The following is a 17081-nucleotide window of genomic DNA, read 5'->3' on the forward strand; positions in this document are numbered from 1 at the left end:
GGGGTGCTTCATGGGGCGCGCAGCAGCACGTAGTCATCCTTGTCGAAACTGCCGGCCAGCACCGGGGCCTGGGTGCCCAGGGGCGTGCCCTTGAGCAGCTCGCGGTCCTTGGCTTCCATCATTACCCAGGTACCGCTCGGCAGGGCAGCCAGTTGCGCCGGGCTATCGGTGAACTGCGGCAGCAGGTCACGATCGATGTTGACCATGAACTTGATCGCCTTGGCGTCCTTGCCCATGCCATGCAGCACCAGCGGTGCCGGGTCGTGCTGCACGGCCTGGTCCACGGCCTGGCTGAAGGTGCGGGTGTCATACATCACCTGCTCCACCGGTTCGAACACCAGGATGTAGCTGGACCACAGCGCCAGCACCGCGCAAAACGCCAGGCCCACCGCACGGCCGTTGGCGCGCAGCAGCCAAGCCACGGCCACCGCCTGCAACAGGCCCAGCACCACGGCCGGCGCGGTGACGTGGGGCAGCCATTGCGGGAAACGATGATGCGCCACCAGCACCCCGGCCAGCAGCAGGCCGGGCATGACCAGCCACAGCCCCTGCATCAGCCCGCGCAGCCAGGCGAACACGCGCCCGCCCAGGCGGTGGAAGGGATAACCGGCGATCACCGCCGCCATGGGCAGCATCGGCAGCACATAGCGGGCCTTCTTCGCCTGGGGCACCGACAGCCCCAGCAACACGATCAGCCCCGCCACCGCGCAGCACTTGAGCAGCTGCAGCCCTGGCCCCTGGCGCGCCGGCCCGGCGAACCAGGCACCGGCCAGCACCAGCAGCGCCAGCGGGTACGCCAGGGCGTAGTTGCCCAGGGAACTGATGAAGTAGTACAGCGGGCCACTGGCGCCTTCGCTGCCGTCGATACGCCCGCCCACCTGCATGTGAATCACGTCGGCGACAAAGGCGTCGCCCCCACTCAGGCGTGCCAGCCACAGCAGCAGGCCCACGCACAGGCCCAACAGCGCCAGGGCGCTGAAACCGAAGGCGAACAGACGCTTCCACTGGCCGTGGAGCAGGTAATAACTGCACAGCATGCCGGTGGGCACCACCAGGCCGATCGGCCCGCGAATGGCGAAGCCCAGCACCACCAGCGCCAGCAGCGCCCACAGGCGCCGGGGGGTGTGGAAATGGTCATGGGCGTAGCCCAGGTAGAACACCGCCAGGCTCACCGCCGCCAGCATCAGGTCCTGGGACACCGCCCGGGTTTCCATGACAAAGGTGCCGCTCAGCGCCATCAGGGCGATGCTGATCAGCGCCCAGCGCCGCGAATACGGGGCCACCAACCGGTACAGCAAGGCCACGGTGACCGCGGCGGCAATGCCGCTGGGCAGCCAGGCGCTGAAGCTGGTGACCTCGCCGAACGGCCGCGAGAACAGGTAGATGAAGAACGTCGAGGTGGCCGAGTAGTCGGCGTACGGCTCGCCATAGGTGGTGGGGAAGAACGTCAGGCCATGGCGCAGCATTTCCTCGGCGAACATGACGAAGCGCGAATCGAAACCGATGGGGGCCATGCCCCAGGCGCCGGCCATGAACAGCACCAGGGCGACCAACCCGGCCCACCAGGCCTGGCGGGCGATTCCACGTGAAGCGTTGGCAGGCAACTCAAGCATTGGCTATTCCTGTAAGCGTCAGGAACACAAGGCCGGTGATGGTAATGAACGACAGCAGCTGGACCAATCGGGTACCCATCGAAGCAATTCCGTTTATTGTTGGGAGCGCGCACAGTATCAGTGAGAAGTTATGAAATTTGTGTCATCGCGCAGTCAATGACGCGGGCTGCAATCATTACAGGTTACGACAAGGAAGATCATGACAATCGAAGCCTTCGACGTGCTCATCGTCGGTGCCGGGCTGTCGGGCATCGGCGCCGCCTGGCGCCTGCAGGCCCAGTGCCCCGGCCGCCGCTACGCGGTGCTGGAAGCCCGCGACACGTTGGGCGGCACCTGGGACCTGTTCCGCTACCCCGGCATCCGTTCGGACTCGGACATGTTCACCCTCAGCTACCCCTTCCGGCCCTGGCAGGGGCCGGCGTCGATCGCCGACGGCGCGGCCATCCATGCCTACCTGCGTGACACCGCCCGCGAGGGTGACATCGACCGGCATATCCGCTTCGGCCAGCGGGTGCTGGGCGCCGCCTGGGATTCACAGGCGGCGCGCTGGACCCTGGAGGTCGAGGTGGCCGGCGTCACGCGGCAGTATCACTGCAACTTCCTGTACCTGTGCTGTGGCTACTACGACTACGCCCAGGGCCATCGCCCCGCCTTCCCCGGCGAGGCGCAATTCCGCGGCCGTTGGGTGCACCCGCAGCAGTGGCCGGCCGACCTGGACTGCAGCCACCGCGACGTGGTGGTGATCGGCAGCGGCGCCACCGCCGTGACCCTGGTGCCAGCGCTGGCGGCCAGCGCGCGGCAGGTGACGCTGCTGCAACGCTCGCCCAGCTATGTGCTGGCCCTGCCCGCCCGCGACCTGCTGGCCAACTGGCTGCGCCGCGCCCTGCCCGCACGCTTGGCCGGCAGCCTGGCGCGCTGGAAAAACGCCCTGGCCGGGCAGGCGCTGTTCCAGCTGTGCCGGCGCCTGCCCAACCTGTCGAGCCGGCTATTGCGCCTGGGAGTCAAGCGCGCCCTGCCCCGCGGCTATGCCGTGGACACCCACTTCAAGCCCCGCTACGCGCCCTGGGACCAACGCCTGTGCATCGTGCCCGACGGCGACCTGTTCCGCGCCATCGCCAGCGGCAAGGCCCAGGTGGTCACCGACACCATCGCCAGCGTCGAGGCCGACGGCCTGCTGCTGGCCTCCGGCAAGCGCCTGCCCGCCGACATCATCATTACCGCCACTGGCCTTAAGTTGCAGGCCTGCGGCGGCATGCAGCTGAGCGTCGACGGCCAGCCGGTGGACCTGGGCCAGCGCCTGGCGTGGCAGGGGCTGCTGCTGGACGGGGTGCCGAACCTGGCGTTCTGCGTGGGCTACACCAACGCGTCCTGGACCCTGCGCGCCGACCTGTCGTCACGCCAGGTGTGCCGGCTGCTCAACCACATGCATCGCCATGGCTACCGTGAGTGCCGCGCGCAGTTGGCCGATGCCGGCGGCGAGCGCCGGCCCTTGCTGGACATCAATTCAGGCTACGTGCTGCGCGCCCTCGACGGCCTGCCCAAACAAGGCGCGCGGGCGCCCTGGCGGCTGCGGCAGAACTACCTGGCCGACTACCTGGCGTTCCGCCTGGGCGGCATGAATGCCCAGGGCCTGGTGTTCCACTAGGCCACTTCGCCCAGCCCCAGCTCCCGCACGCCATTGGGCTGCCAGGCGTCGAAATGCAACGCCACCAGGCGCTCGCCCTTGACCTTGCGCGCCTCGCCCAGGCGCGCCTGGACCACGCCATTGCGCTGGAAATAGCGCTCCAGCGACGCCGTGGTCACCGCCACCACGGCCTTGGCACCCAGCTCCCAGGCAGCATGCAGGGTGGTCCAGAACACGCGCATGGCCAGGCGCGGGTCCTGGTCGGCCTGGGCGGCGAACCGCGAGATCTCCCAGGTGCCGCGGTTGGCCGGCGGGGTTTCGTCGCACAGGTAGTCGAACACCTCGCCCAGCAGGTAGGGCTCCAGGGTGGGCAGCAGGCGTGCGCAGCCACGCACCTGGCCATGTTCGTCGAGGGCAATGATGTAGCGCGTGCCGGGATGGTCGAACTGGTCGAACTCGCGCCCCGCCAGCGGCGAGGTGCTGCGCACGTCCCAGCCCATCTGCTCGATGAACACCCGGTGGCGGTAACGCCCCAGGGCGTCGCGCAGCGGCGCCGACAGTTCGCTGTAGCGTTTGCTGATTATCTGCACCATCAAGTGTGATTTCCTTGTCTTAAAGCAGCCCCAGCATGGCGGCATGCGCCGCGGCCAGGGTCTTGCTGGTCGCCTTGAATTTTTTCAGGATGGCCTTGAGGTGAAAGTTGACGGTATTGATCGAGATGTCGAGGATCAGCGCGATTTCGCCGGAGCTCTTGCCGTCGGCGGTCCATTGCAGCACCTCGCGCTCGCGCTGGCTGAGGCTGATGGACGGCTGCGAGAGCATGGGGTGGCCCAGCTCGGCGAGGCGCTGCATGGTCTGCTCGATCAGGTAGCGCAGGTGCAGGCGCACCACTTCGCTTTCCACCTCGCCGATCTTCTCGTCGTGGCGGGCTACCGACAGCACGCTCAAGGTCTGGTTGGTGGTGCGCAGCGGCAAGGTGGCGCCGACCCGCAGGCCGTTGTCACGGGCCTCGCCCCACAGCTGCCGGCACTCGCGAAACAGCGCGTCGTCCCACACCACCATGTCGCTGGAACGCAGGCCATGCAGGATCGAGGGGTCGACCCGCGCATAGTCCTGCGCCTGGTAATGCTCCAGCCAGTCACCGGGGTAGGAACCGATGACCTCGGTGGTCGGTCGCGTGAACGGCACCAGGTGACGGATGCCGCAGGCGTAATAGTCGAAGCCCAATCGATGCACCTCACGGTCCAGCACCGTCAGCACCTGCCAGATGTGCTGTTGTGCGAGCATCTCGGCGCGGAGCTCGTTCGCCCATCGCACCAGATCGCTGTCCTTGCCCATGACTCTGCTCTCGATTTCCCATCCTTGCAGGGAATCTAACGCACCGTCGCTCTGTGTCAATGAAATGTCTGATTACAATACGTCAATAATCCGCCACCTCAGCCCGCTTGTGACAATGCACGGGCGCTGTAGCGGCCGTGGCATTCTTCAATCAGTTCCACGGCTTGCGCGCAGGCATCGCTGGCCACCGAGCGCTGGTGGGCGAGCACGCAGGCGCGGCGGATGGCCGGGTCGCTGCGCACGTGCAGCAGCGCTTCGAGCAGGTCATGCTCGCCCAGCGGCAGCTTCAGCCTTACCCCGGCGCCCAGGCGCACCAGGCGCTCGGCGTTGTCGAACTGGTCGTGGGCCACGGGCAGCACCACCTGGGGAATGCCCGCCGCCAACGCCAGGCTCATGGCCCCGACGCCCGCCGGGTGCACCAGCGCCGCGCAATGGGGCAGCAAGGTGGACATCGGCGCGTAGCGGCATTGCAGCACGCTGGCGGGCAGGTCGCTGATGGCCTCGCGGTCACCGGTGAGGAAAATGCCGCGGGCACCCAGCTTGGCCAGCGCGCTGATGGCCAGGCGGTAGAAACGCTGGTCGAAATGCGTGGTCGAGCCCTGGGTGAACACCACCGGCGCCGGCCCGGCCGCCAGGAACGCCTGCACCTGCGGGTCCAGCTCGCCCCCCTGGCTGCCGTCGTACAGCGGGAAGCCGACCATGTTCAGCGGGCGTGGCCAATCCGGCTGCGGTGCGGCGAACCAGTCGGGAAACAGGCACAGCACGCCTTGGGGCGCGTGCAGCCACTGGCTGAACACCCGCTGCACGGTGCCGGTCAGGCCGACCTTGTGGCGCAGCGCGTCAATGGCCGGGGCGCAGGTGCGGTCCAGGCTCAGGTATTCGATGCCCCGCCACAGCCATTTGCGCAGCGACAGCGGCATGCGCGGCGAGACGTTGAACTTGGGGTGCACCGGCGGCACGTGGGCCGACAGCAGCGTCGACGGCGACACTTGCACCGACAGGTAGGGAATGCCGTAGCGTTCGTGGGCAATGCGCGCGCCCAGCGCCCACAGCGAGCCCACCACCACGATGTCCTCGAAACGCCGCGAGGCCACGTAGCGGTACACCGGCTCCAGCATGCCGGCGATGGCCTGCCACAGGGTGCCGAACGAGGTCTTGGGCTCCCACAGGCGCGGGTCGTCCATGGCCTGGCGGTAGGTCTGCTCGTCGCACACCGGGACGAACTCCAGCCCCTGCTGCTCGATGGCCGCCTGGAACGCCGGCATGCTGCACAAGGTCACCCCGTGGCCCTGTTCGACCAGGGCCTTGCCCAGGCCAATGAAGGGATAAACGTCACCGGCCGAACCGATGGCCACCATGATTACCTGCATGGGCATACCTCACTCGAAAAAACGTTCACTCAGGCGTACCGCGCCTGGGCCACCATGGGCTTCCACGGCACCGACAGCAGATGGCCCATCAGCGCGCGGTGCACGCGGGCAGCCGCCAGGCGCGACTCCAGGTCGAGGAAATGGCCGGTGCCTTCGAGCACAGCGAAGCTGCAGCTGGGCACGTGCTTGGCGAAATTCAGCGCATCGGCCGGGCTGGTGTACTCGTCCCACAGGCCGTTGATGAAATGCACGTGGCTGTTGATGCTGCCCAGGCGCTCCAGATAGCCACCGCCACCCAGCTGCAGCACCTGCTCGATGTGGAACTTGGCCTGGTGGTATTCGCCGGTGGCCAGCGACGCCATGTGCTGGTGGTTGCTGGCCTTGAGGCGCGGCGGCAGGTAGCGGCCCACGGTGTCGTTGAGCAGGTGGCCGATGTCGGACTTGCTGTCGCTTTCAATCAACAGGCGGGCCTTGTTGACGTAGTCGAGCATGGCCTTGTTCAGGGTCGGCGCGAAGGCCATCACCACCGAGCTGTCGATGGACTCGGGGTTGTGGCTGAGCGCCAGCAGCGTCGAGATGCCGCCCCACGAAGCCGAGGCCAGGTGGTGGATCTCGAAGCGCTCGATCAGCGCCAACAGCAGCTGCACCTCGTCGTCCTTGGTCACCAGGTGCTGCTGGCAGTTGTGCTCGCGGGAGCGGCCGGCGAACGGCAGGTCGAACAGGAACACGTTGAAGTGCTCGGCCATCACCTTCGCCGCGCGGGTGAAGGAGGTGGTGGTGGCCATGGCGCCGTTGACGCACAGCACGTTCTTGCGCCGCGGGTCGTTGCCCAGGCGTTCGACGTAGACCTTGTAATCCTTGTACAGCCCCTCGACCACGAAGTTGTCGTGTCGCATGTCATTACCTCTCACTTGAATCATCCATTTGCGTGCATAGAAGCCCGACGCGCCCCCGGTTACAGGCGCAGCGGGCAAAGGTTCGTCCTTGTTGTTGTGAGACGGCGAGGGCTTTGCAAAGCAGGCGGGCAGCGCAAACACTGGCTGCCAATGGAAGTGATTCTCGGCGTGATGGCGCAATGGAACAACTACCTGATCAGGTAGGTGGGGGGCGAAAGATTGAACTTTTGGAAGGTTAGGAATATCATCTCCCAAAACGGGAGAACCGCCACAGTGCGAATTATCGCAAAAGGAACCTTGCGCCAGTTCTGGGAAATGAATCCTGCTTGCACGGATGCCATGGTTCCGCTTACGGAATGGTTCAGGCACATGGAGAAAGCTGCTTACCGCACTCCCCAGGAGCTGAAGGCGCAGTTACGCACTGCGAGTGTCCTCAAAGGCGGCAGGGTAGTTTTCAACATTGGCGGCAATAAATATCGAGTTATCCTGGCCATCGACTTCGAACGCCAGATCGGTTTCATCCGGTTCGTCGGCACCCACGTCCAGTACGATGCAATCAACGCGGAGACTGTCTAATGAACATCAAGCCCATTCACTCCGACGACGACCTTGCCCAAGCCCTCGCCCGTGTTGAACATCTGTGGAATGCACCGGTGGGCTCGCCTGAAGGCGACGAGCTGGAAATCCTGACCCTGCTCATCGAGAAATATGAAGGGGTGCGCTTCCCCATGCCGCCTTCCAATCCAATCGAAGCCATCAAGTTCCGCATGGAACAGCAGGGGCTCACGCCGCGGGACCTGGAAGCGTACATCGGTCCCAGTGGTCGGGTTTCAGAAGTGTTGAACGGCAAACGGCCGCTGAGCCTGCGAATGATCAAAAGGCTACACGATGGCCTGCGCATCCCTTACGAGAGCCTGCTGCAAGGCGTAGTCTGACCACACAATCTCCCTGTAGCAGCGGCCGCCAGGCCGCGTCCTAGCGGCGCATCAGCAACGCCGCCACCGCGCACCCCGCCAGCGCCACGAACGCCACGTAGAACGCATCGCTGTAGGCCATCAGGTACGCCTGGTGGCGGACGCTGGCCAGCATCAGCGCCAGGCTCTGCTGCTGTTCGGGCAGCGACGGGTCGAGCAGGCCGCCCAGGCGTTCCTGCACGGGCGCGGCGAACACGTTCAGGGCCTCGCCGATGCGCTCGCTGTGCACCCGCTCGCGCACGTCCACGGCCTGGGCCAGGGCGGCGGTGACCACGGCGCCGCCCAGGTTGCGCAGCATCGAGAACAGCGCCGACGCCGAGCCGGCCTCGGCCTTGCTCAGCCCCGCCACCGCCAGCACCGACAGCGCCACCATGATCAGCGGCTGGCCAATGCCGCGCACCACCACCGACGGCACGATGACATTGGCGGCGCTGTCGGCGTCCAGGAACGCGCCCAGGTAACAGCCCAGGGCCATGATCAGGAAGCCCCCGGCCACCATCAGCTTGGGGTTGAGCACGCGCATCAGCGCCGGCATCAGCGGCGCCAGCAGCAACTGCACCAGGCCATACAGGATCAGGCTGACGCCGATCTCGCTGGCGTTGTAGCCCTGCTGCTGGGACAGGTAGTTGGGCACCAGGAAGACCAGGCCGAAGGTCATGCCACCGAAGATGAACATGGCCACGCTGGCCACGCCGAAGTTGTAGCCCTTGAGCAGCCGCAGGTTGATGAACGCGCGGCTGCCGTACAGCTGCGACCAGACGAAATACACCAGCGCCAGCCCCGACACCCAGCTCATGGCGACGATGAAGTCCGAGCCGAACCAGTCCTCGCGGCCGCCCTCCTCCAGCACGATCTGCAGGCCGCCCAGGCCGATGATCATCGCCGCGATGCCGAACCAGTCGCCGCGCTTGAGCAGCGCCAGCTTCGTGGGGCTGGCGTCGATGGCCCAGGCGATGGCCATCAGCAGCAACACCCCCGGGACCAGTTGCAGGTAGAAAATCCAGCGCCAGCTGTAGGCGTCGGTCAGCCAGCCGCCAATGGACGGCCCCGCCGCCTGGGCCACGCTGTTGGCCAGGCTGAACAGGGCCATGCCCATGGGCACCTTGCTCGCCGGCAACTGGGTGATGATCAGCTGGAACGACAGCGGGATCAGCACCGCGCCCGCCGCGCCCTGCACCACGCGGATGGCGATCATCACCGCCAGGTTCGGCGCCAGCGAGCAGGCCACCGAGGCCAGCAGGAAAATGAACGCACCCACCAGCATCACTCGCCGCAGGGAGAACACCTCCACCAGCCAGGCCGTCAACGGGATCATCACGATTTCTGCCACCAGGTAGGCGGTGGAAATCCACGAGCCCTCCTGGAAGGTGGCGCCCAGTGCACCTTCGATTTCCGGCAGGGCGGCGCTGGTGACGTGCACGTTCATGCCGGCCATGAAGCAGCCGAACAGCCCGCCGATCACCGCCACCCAGGCGCGCAGGGAGACCGCCTGTTCAGCGCTCATCGCGGGTGTCCACCGTGGCCACTACCGACATGCCCGGCAGGATCGGCGCGCCATCCGCGGCCTTGTCCAGCAGGATGCGCACCGGGAAGCGCTGGACAATCTTGGTGAAGTTGCCGGTGGCGTTGTCCGACGGCAGCAGCGCGAACACCGCCCCCGAGCCGGGCGAGAAGCTCGCCACGTGGCCGTGCAGGCGCTGGCCGCCGAAGCTGTCCACGCGCAGCTCCACCGACTGCCCGGGGCGCATGTGCTGCAACTGGGTTTCCTTGAAGTTGGCCACCACATAGGCCTGCTGCACCGGCACCACCGCCAGCAATGGCAGGCCGGGGGCCAGGTACTGGCGTTCGCGCACCTTGCGCTGGCCGACCACGCCGTCGATGGGCGCGCGCACCAGCGTGTCCTCCAGGGCATTGCGCGCCAACGCCAGCTGCGCCCGGGCCTGGGCTTGGCGCGCCAGCTGTTGCTGCACGGCGGCCTGGGCCAGCTGTTCACGGCTGCGGGCGACGTTCAGCGCCAGGTCCTGCTGATGCTGCCGGGCCTGGGCCGCCTGCAGCGCGGCACGGGCCTGGGCGAAGCTCGACTCGGCGCTTTCCAGGCGCTGGGCGCTGGCCGCCTGGTCGCGCACCAGGCCCTGGTAGCGCTGGCGGTCGAGGCCGGCGCGGCGGGCTTCGGCGCTGGCGCCCTCGGCCAGCGCCGCCGCCTGGGCGATGGCCGCCTGCTGTTCGGCCACCCGCTCGTGGGCCACCGTCAGGCTGGCCTGGGCGGCCTGCACCGAAGCGTCGGCTTCGGCGACGCTGGCGGTAGCGGCGGCCAGGCGCGCCTGGTAGTCGCGGTCGTCGATGCGCACCAGCACGTCGCCGGCCTTGACCGGCTGGTCGTCGGCCACCAGCACCTGGGCCACATAGCCGTTGATGCGCGCGCTTACCGGCACCCAGTCGGCACGCACGTAGGCGTCGTCGGTGCTTTCCAGGTAACGCCCGGTCAGCCACCAATAACCGCCGTAGCCCACGGCCAGGCATAGCCCCAGCACCCCGGCGCCCAGCTGCAACTGCCGGCGGCGCGCCGCCCGGCGGGCCAGCAGTTGCTGTTCACGATGGGTGATGTCGTCGGCGGCAATGTTCATCGGGGGGTTCCATCGGCAGTGGCAGGAAGAGTGTCAGGGCGTTGCCAGCCGCCACCCAGGGCGGCGAACAGGGTGATCTGGCGTTGCAGCAGTTGGCCGTCGGCGTCGGCGACCTGGGCCTGCAGGGCTACCAGTTCGCGCTCGCTGTCGAGCACGTCGAGAAAATCCAGGGCGCCGGCGCGGTAGTTGCGCTGGGCCAGCTCGAAGGCGCGCTGGCTGTCGGCCAGGGCCTGGGCCAGCGCGGCATGGCGCTGGCGTTCACCGTCGTAGAGGGCCAGGGCCTGGCGCACCTGTTGCAGCGCCAGCAGCACCTGGCCGTCGAAGCGCGCCAGGCTGCCCTGCTCCAGGGCCTTGGCCTGTTCGACGCGGGCGCGGTTGGCGGCACGGTTGGGGAACTGCCAGCTGATCAGCGGGCCGATGCCGAACATCACCGCCTGGCTGCTGCCCAGCTCGTTCAGCGGGTGGCTGGACGAGGTCAGCGAGGCGCCGAAGCTGACCTTGGGGTAAAGGTCGGCCTGGGTGATGCCCACTTGCAGGCCGGCGGCCTGCAGCTCGCGGCGGGCCTGGCGGATGTCCGGGCGCCGGGCCAGCCACTGCCAGCCGTCGCCCACCGGCAGGTCGGCGTCGAGCCGCGGTACCTGCTGGCAACTGAGCGGATCGGGGTTGCTGTTGCCGGTCAGCGTCGCCAGCTCGAACACCGCGGCCTGGCGCCGTGCCTCCAGCATCGGCAGCAACGCCTGGGTCTGGCCCTGCAAGGCCTGCATGCGCGACACCTCGAAATCGGTGACCACCCCGCCCCGGCGCTGGCGTTGCAGCAAGCGCACGCTGTCGCCCAACACTTGCAACGACTGGCGCTGTACGGCCGCGCGCCCCCCCAGGGCGCAGGCGTTGACATAGGCGCGGGTGGTCTGCGCCGCGACGGTGACGCGCAGCTGGTCCTCGGCGGCCGCGGCGGCCTCGGCGTTGGCCTGGGCGTGCTCAATGGCCTGGCGCACCTGGCCCCACACGTCCACCTGGTAGGCCAGCTCCAGCCCCGGGTTGAACTCCCACTGGGCCGGCGCGTGGCTGCCGGTAGCCCTGGCCAGGGTCTGGTCATCGGCGGTCTTGCCATAACTGGCGCCCAGCTGCACGTCGGTGCTCGGCCACCGCTGCGCATCGGCCTCATGCAGGCCACCCAGCAGCGCCTGCACATGGGCCTGGGCGGCGGCCAGGTCGCGGTTATGGGCCAAGGCCTGCTGCACCAGGCCGTTTAGGCGCGGGTCGTGGTACAGCTGCCACCATTGGGCTGGCAGGGGCTGGTCGGTGACCTGCGCCGGTAGCTGCTGCAGCGGGTTGACGCCGGCCAGGGTCGAGCGTGCAGGCTCATGGTGGGTCCATGAGCTGCAGGCGGGCAGCGTGGCCATCAACAGCCACAGGAAGGGACGAAACCGGGGAGCGAACATCTGCAGCCTTCATCGCGGGAGACAAGGCTTGCAGGTTATTGGATCCTATAGAGCCGACGCCCGCGCGTTCGAGACAACCGTCGTTTCAATTCGGACATTCAGCCTTGAGGCCCCACTGCATCGCCCTCCGCCAGGAAAATTCGCGGCGGCAAACTGAAGCCGCGCAGCGTGAGCAGCGCCAGCGGCCCTGCACCCAGCTCCGTGCGCAGGTGCCAGGTCAGCGGGATGCCGTCCGGGGCCTTCAGCACCAGGCGAAAGCGCGTGTCGCTGTCGTCCAGCGCCGTCACCTGGGCCTGCTCCAGCAGGCGGATCAGGCCCCAGGCGCCGTCGTAGGCACCGAACAGCCGTTCGCCGGTGGCAACGCTGGTCCAGCTCAGGCTGGCGCCGGGGTAGTCGCTGGCGCCGGGCCAGTGGAAGCGTTTCCAGCTTGGCTTCTGGTTGAAGTAATGCAGGCGTTCGCCGTTGAGGATGAAGGTGGTCTGCACCAGCTCGGGCAGCGCCTTGGCCTGCAGCTCGAAGCCCAGGCCCATGCCGCCGTCGGTGTAGAGCACGTCCGCCAGGTGGCCCAGGCGGTTGACCGCCGCCAGGAACGCCGGGTTCACCCGCAGGCCCTGGCTGTGGCGCGGGTCGACAACGCAGCGGTTGCCCTCCTTGCGCAGCACGCCGCCCAGTTCCTGCTGCAGGAATTGGTCGATGCGCCCGGTGCCGGCGCGGATCATCTGCCCCAGCATCGGCAAGGAGGCGTCGCTGCCGGTGGCGGCGAACGGGTAGCGGCCGCTGAAGGCGCCGTCCCAGTGCTCGACGATCGCCCGCTGCCACTGCGCGTTCAGCGCTGCGGCGGAGGGTTGCAGCACCTGCTGCCAGGCCTGGGCCAGGGGTTTGACGAACAGGTTCTGGCCAAAGCCGCTCCATTGCCCGCCCAGGCTGGCGGCGATCAGGCTGCCGTACTCGCGGCTGTCGCCAAGGTCCAGGGTGCGGCCCTGGAACACCGACTGGGCCAGGGCCTGGGTCATCGCCTGGGGGTCGCTGGCGTCGTCGATCTGCTGGAGCTGCAGGCGCACGCGGGTGACGCGGGTCAGGTAGCTGTGCAGGCTCAGCGGGCTGTTGTCCTTGGCCAGCAGTTGCAGCAACGGGGCGAAGGTGGCGTCCAGCGGGCCTTGTGGCATGGGCGTATCGATGGTTTGCTGCGCCGTGTTGATCAGCGTTTTGCCGCCGGTTCCGGCCTGGTAGGCCACGGTGGTGATCAGGGCCATCAGTGGCGATTGCTGCGGGTCGCTTATCAGGGCGAGCTGATCGACCGCCTCGCCCAGGTCCTTGGCCTGGCGCCAGCGCACGCTGTTGAGGAAGCTCAGCCAGGCGCTGCCGAAATCCTTGAAGTAGCGGGCGGTGAGCCTGGCCTTGAGGGTTGCAGGGGACAGCTCGCTATCGACGTTTGCTGCCTTGTCTGTGAGCACCCAATCGATTTTCGCCCTACGCGCCTCGGCAATGTCATCGATGGCAGCCCGTATCTGCCCGTCCCACGCCTGGCGAGTGAAGATGCCCGGCACGCTGCGGGTCGCGCCAAACAGCGCCGACGCCTGGGTGTCGCCAAGCATCTGCGCCAGCGCCATCGACGGAAAATGGTTGCCCGCGCGGTCCAGCACCTGCTGGTACAGGCTGGCTTCGGCGTTGTGCTGGCCCAGCTCGCCAAGCAGGACCTGCCGCACCTGGGCGATCAGGCGTGGGTTGGCGTCGATGCGCCATTCGGGATGGCTGGGGAGTTGCTGCAGGTAGAACGACCATTGGCCGGGCAGATCAGGCACGCGCGCCAGCAGCAGTTTTTCCAGGAACGCCGGATCGGCTTTTTCCGGGTGCGCGAGCATCAGGTAGGCCTTGAGCGGCTCGTAGGCGCCACCAGCCATCGCCGTGCGCGCCTTGCTGCCGGCGGGCTGCGCCACCAGGGTCCACAGCGTCTGCTCCAGGCTGGCCACGGCCTTGTCACGCAGCAGTGCATGGGTGGCCTGCACGTAGCGCGGCCAGAGCGAGTCGAGCAGCGCCTGGCTGTGGCTCAGGCCGAAGCCCAGGTACCAGGGCTCGCCGTGGACGCGGCGGTACTCCAGGCGGTCCACCTCGCGGGTCAGGTTGCTGAGGGTGGTGAGAGTGGTGATCGGCTGTTCGGCGACCTGCGCCAGGTGGAGCGCTTGGTTGCGGTTGGCCACGAAGGACAGCAATACACCAGCCGTCAGCACGCCTGTGGCGGCCAACGTGGCCACGTACAGCATCCGCCGGGCATGCCAGCCGCGCCGCCGCGGGCGGGTCTTGCGGTCCGCCAGCAGCGCCGCCCAGGCGCCGTCGAGCTGCAGCAGGTGCTCGGTGCCCGGCACCGGCCCGTCGGTGCGGGCCAGGCTGAAGTGCAGGCCGCGCAGCGGCGTGCTGCGGGCAAACTCGGGCAGCAGCGGCGCCAGCGCCTGGGGCCAGTGGGCGGCGCCATGGGTGTGCAGGTGGTGGCCGAGGTAGAAGAGAAAACAGTGGGTGCGGTGCACCTGGATATGGGCCATGCCCCGCTGGTTCAGGGGTTCGATCAACTGTTGCAGGGCGGCGCCCAGGTCATCGTCCGGGGCCAGCAGGCAGCCTACCGGCTGGGCGGGTTCGAAAGGTTTGATCCAGGCTTGGGGGCAGACTTCCCAAAGGTACAGGGGCAGCTGCCAGCCGAGGGCCTGGGACAGGTCGCGCAGGTAGCGGCTGCCGGCGGCCATGGCTTTGGGGTCGTGGCTTTGGGGGGTGGTGAGGGTCCAGAGGATGGCGTCGAGGGGGCGCCAGCGGCACAGGCGCTGGAGCGTTTCAAGGCTATCGTTGGTCAGCGCTTCCTGGCCGCTGCCGCCCCACAGCAAGACCGTGCCGTCACCCTCCAACCACCGCTGTTCCGTGAGCCCAGGTGCAATCGCGTCGACCTGCTCAGCCTCTCCCACCACCCACAACAGCCGCACTTTACGGCGCCAGAACAGGCCGTAGTGGTCACGCAGGTGGTTGCGCAGGATGGCCGCGCGCTGCACAACCTCCGCGCCCGGCTCAGGCGACACTACAGGCCGGGGCTGTGCGGAATCGTTCCCCGTATCGGCAGCGCGGCCAATTTGCCGCCCCAGCCAAGTAAACGCGCCGAGCACCAACACGATCAACCCGGTGATCACGGGCACCACCTTCAGCGCCTGTGCCTGCCGGTCACCATCGTCACGCAGCCCCAGCCATTGCGGGTAATACCACAGCATCACGGACAGCAGTGCCCCTGCCAGCAACAGCACGCCAGCAAGGCCTCCTGCTTGTACAACGCGTCGAATCTGCATTCTGTATCCCTACGTCAACAGCGGCGGCGCAGGCATCAACACCGTGCACCAAAGCCCCGTCTTGACGGAGCTGTTGCCACTGAAAATGAATTGCGGGCAGCGCCGCGCTTGATTGCTTTTGCTGCCGTTGGTTGAGATGCGCTCGTCCAACCGACGGTCCACCGCCGCCAAGCCATCGCTTTTCGACCACTGCCCCAGGCGCGGCTCGCCTGGCCGAATAGCCAAGGGGACAAGTTGGTCCAGTCTCACCGGCATGGTCAGCTGGCAGTCACGGCGGGCATTGAGGACACCAGCGTGCAGCCGCATGCACAGGCGTGCCCGTGGAAAGCAACAGGAACCCCGTGGTCGCAAAAATGCGGATGGGCCTCGGCAATGACGGTGCGACCATGACCGGGGATGGGGCAATCCACGGCATCGCCCTGGCGGGCGACGCCGATACCGTCGAATATCATGGAAGAAGAGCCGGTAATCACGGTGCCACCACCGGAGGTTTTATCGCCTATACGGATAATGTTTTTCATTGAAAAGTCCTATAGTTAAATCAATTATTCAATCGCGGATTTGGCGTGCTTATCGAGTCACGTTTATTCATCCAATTAGCCCCCACTCAACGGCCTCTTCGCGAAAGGTAGTCTTGTCACGCAGCGGCCACGGGCGCAGGTGGTAGCGCTCCACCGTTTGCAGCGGAAAAATATCGCCTTCATCGAAGTAACGGATCACCTCTTTCGGCCTGACGTTGCGCAGCGTCGGCCAAATGACTTTCCAGTGTCCGGCCTGTGGGCAGGCTTCGCCGGGGTAGCAGATTTGCTGCGGGAAGTTGGCCTGGGTGAAGTCGGGTGAACTGGGGAGTGGCTTGCCGGTGGCCGGATCGAGCTTTTTGGCGTTGGCCAGGCGCAGGATCAGTTCATCGCTAGGCTTGGGTGGCGGGATGTTGGCCTTGCGTTCTTTGACCCACTGAAGTTTGCCATCCCACTCGGGGAGTTCTGCGGGCGGCACGGGGACGATTTCGTTGACATCAGGGACTGTGGGATGGGCATAGGAGAAGCCACTGAGGCGCGCGCCTATTTCTTCGTAACGCTTGGCCCGCTCCAAGTCTTTCTCAAGAGCTAGATAATAGAGCTTTCTCTCCGGAGGGGGCCCCTTGAACCCCTCCTCCAAAAATGACGCTGCAATAGGACTCCCAGCAGCCACACCCAACTGAAATACTTCAACGGCCTTTTCGTAATGCCCATCTATAGCAAAATCAATTGCCAAATCCACTGCCGCATCCCTGTTACCTTGCTCCGCAGCGCAGCGACGCAGTTGTCGGGCAACCTCCGGGGCAATATCAATGGGCGCGAGCAGGTCCGCTATATATTGCTGAGCCTGGGCGCTGCCCTTATCCGCGGCCTTGCGATAATAGCGTAGCGCCATTTCAGGGTCTTCCCTGAGCCCGAACGCACCATGCTTGACGAAGCGTGCTACAAAATAGTAACCCGTCGCAACATCTGCATCGATAAGCTCCTGACTGAACCGCTGGTACTCTTCACCTTTCAACTTGAATTGACGACGCATGGCGCCATTTTGCAAATTAATCTTGGCCTTATAATGACCGCTTTCTGCGGCAATCCGATAAAGGCGCTCGATCTCCACATTCTTTTCGGGCTCTCGTTTTAGCTCGTTGTTTTTCTGCAGCCAACGCGCATATTTAAAAACCAGATCAGCCTCATCGGAGGATGCAGGGATAACTTCATGCGCGCAGTTAAACCTCAACCCAGCCTGCAACTCAGCAATCGGATTCAGAGGCACATCCTCAACATCATAATCCAACGAATTATGATTACAGGCCGCCAACCCCAAAAACGAAAACATAAATAACTTTCGCGTCGCTAACCTGGCCG

Annotated in this window: 14 protein-coding genes; 3 read left to right on the forward strand and 11 right to left on the reverse strand. The window is 66.3% G+C overall.

Features of this window, described 5'->3' with window-relative positions; genetic code table 11:
- Nucleotides 1-8: 8 nt before the first annotated feature.
- Nucleotides 9-1613, reverse strand: a complete 1605-nt coding sequence (locus tag RAM80_RS06970; RefSeq protein WP_416425490.1) for an ArnT family glycosyltransferase — start codon at nucleotides 1611-1613, stop codon at nucleotides 9-11.
- A gap of 199 nt (nucleotides 1614-1812) precedes the next feature.
- Here RAM80_RS06970 and RAM80_RS06975 point away from each other — a divergent pair, with 199 nt between their 5' ends.
- The gene (locus RAM80_RS06975; protein ID WP_416425491.1) at nucleotides 1813-3258 is read left to right on the forward strand and encodes a flavin-containing monooxygenase; all 1446 of its coding nucleotides are present in this window, start codon (nucleotides 1813-1815) and stop codon (nucleotides 3256-3258) included.
- Here RAM80_RS06975 and RAM80_RS06980 read toward each other — a convergent pair.
- From RAM80_RS06980 to RAM80_RS06995, 4 genes are all read right to left on the reverse strand, one after another.
- The gene (locus RAM80_RS06980) at nucleotides 3255-3830 is read right to left on the reverse strand and encodes an acyl-homoserine-lactone synthase (RefSeq protein WP_416427429.1); all 576 of its coding nucleotides are present in this window, start codon (nucleotides 3828-3830) and stop codon (nucleotides 3255-3257) included. The genes RAM80_RS06975 and RAM80_RS06980 overlap by 4 nt on opposite strands.
- A 19-nt stretch (nucleotides 3831-3849) precedes the next feature.
- Nucleotides 3850-4575 (reverse strand): autoinducer binding domain-containing protein, encoded by a 726-nt coding sequence (locus RAM80_RS06985; RefSeq protein ID WP_416425492.1) that lies wholly within the window; start codon nucleotides 4573-4575, stop codon nucleotides 3850-3852.
- Nucleotides 4576-4673: 98 nt separating this feature from the next.
- Entirely contained in the window at nucleotides 4674-5945 is a 1272-nt protein-coding gene (locus RAM80_RS06990; protein ID WP_416425493.1) for a glycosyltransferase, read from the reverse strand.
- A 29-nt stretch (nucleotides 5946-5974) separates the two neighbouring features.
- The gene (locus RAM80_RS06995; protein ID WP_416425494.1) at nucleotides 5975-6841 is read right to left on the reverse strand and encodes an alpha/beta fold hydrolase; all 867 of its coding nucleotides are present in this window, start codon (nucleotides 6839-6841) and stop codon (nucleotides 5975-5977) included.
- 273 nt (nucleotides 6842-7114) lie between these two features.
- Here RAM80_RS06995 and RAM80_RS07000 point away from each other — a divergent pair, with 273 nt between their 5' ends.
- On the forward strand, nucleotides 7115-7417 hold the full coding sequence (locus RAM80_RS07000) for a type II toxin-antitoxin system HigB family toxin (protein WP_416425495.1): 303 nt from the start codon (nucleotides 7115-7117) through the stop codon (nucleotides 7415-7417).
- Nucleotides 7417-7776: a helix-turn-helix domain-containing protein gene (locus RAM80_RS07005; RefSeq protein ID WP_416425496.1), complete on the forward strand. Its 360-nt coding sequence runs from the start codon at nucleotides 7417-7419 to the stop codon at nucleotides 7774-7776. Before RAM80_RS07000 ends, RAM80_RS07005 begins: the two co-directional genes overlap by 1 nt.
- A gap of 40 nt (nucleotides 7777-7816) precedes the next feature.
- Here RAM80_RS07005 and RAM80_RS07010 read toward each other — a convergent pair whose 3' ends face one another.
- From RAM80_RS07010 to RAM80_RS07035, 6 genes are all read right to left on the reverse strand, one after another.
- Nucleotides 7817-9319, reverse strand: coding sequence for an MDR family MFS transporter (locus tag RAM80_RS07010; protein WP_416425497.1), 1503 nt, complete (start codon nucleotides 9317-9319; stop codon nucleotides 7817-7819).
- Nucleotides 9309-10439: an HlyD family secretion protein gene (locus RAM80_RS07015; RefSeq protein WP_416425498.1), complete on the reverse strand. Its 1131-nt coding sequence runs from the start codon at nucleotides 10437-10439 to the stop codon at nucleotides 9309-9311. The genes RAM80_RS07010 and RAM80_RS07015 overlap by 11 nt, the downstream gene beginning before the upstream one ends.
- Entirely contained in the window at nucleotides 10436-11881 is a 1446-nt protein-coding gene (locus RAM80_RS07020) for an efflux transporter outer membrane subunit (protein WP_416425499.1), read from the reverse strand. Before RAM80_RS07020 ends, RAM80_RS07015 begins: the two co-directional genes overlap by 4 nt.
- Nucleotides 11882-11979: 98 nt before the next feature.
- Nucleotides 11980-15201 carry an ImcF-related family protein gene (locus RAM80_RS07025; protein WP_416425500.1) on the reverse strand — a complete coding sequence of 1074 codons (3222 nt, stop codon included), beginning with the start codon at nucleotides 15199-15201 and terminating at the stop codon, nucleotides 11980-11982.
- Between the two features lie 257 nt (nucleotides 15202-15458).
- Complete coding sequence (locus tag RAM80_RS07030; RefSeq protein ID WP_416424649.1) at nucleotides 15459-15722, reverse strand: PAAR domain-containing protein; 264 nt, start codon at nucleotides 15720-15722, stop codon at nucleotides 15459-15461.
- Nucleotides 15723-15789: 67 nt separating this feature from the next.
- Nucleotides 15790-17052, reverse strand: coding sequence for a sel1 repeat family protein (locus tag RAM80_RS07035; protein ID WP_416425501.1), 1263 nt, complete (start codon nucleotides 17050-17052; stop codon nucleotides 15790-15792).
- Nucleotides 17053-17081 lie beyond the last annotated feature (29 nt).

The sequence above is a fragment of the Pseudomonas sp. App30 genome (genome assembly GCF_047947025.1).
In the GTDB taxonomy this organism is placed as follows: Bacteria; Pseudomonadota; Gammaproteobacteria; order Pseudomonadales; family Pseudomonadaceae; genus Aquipseudomonas.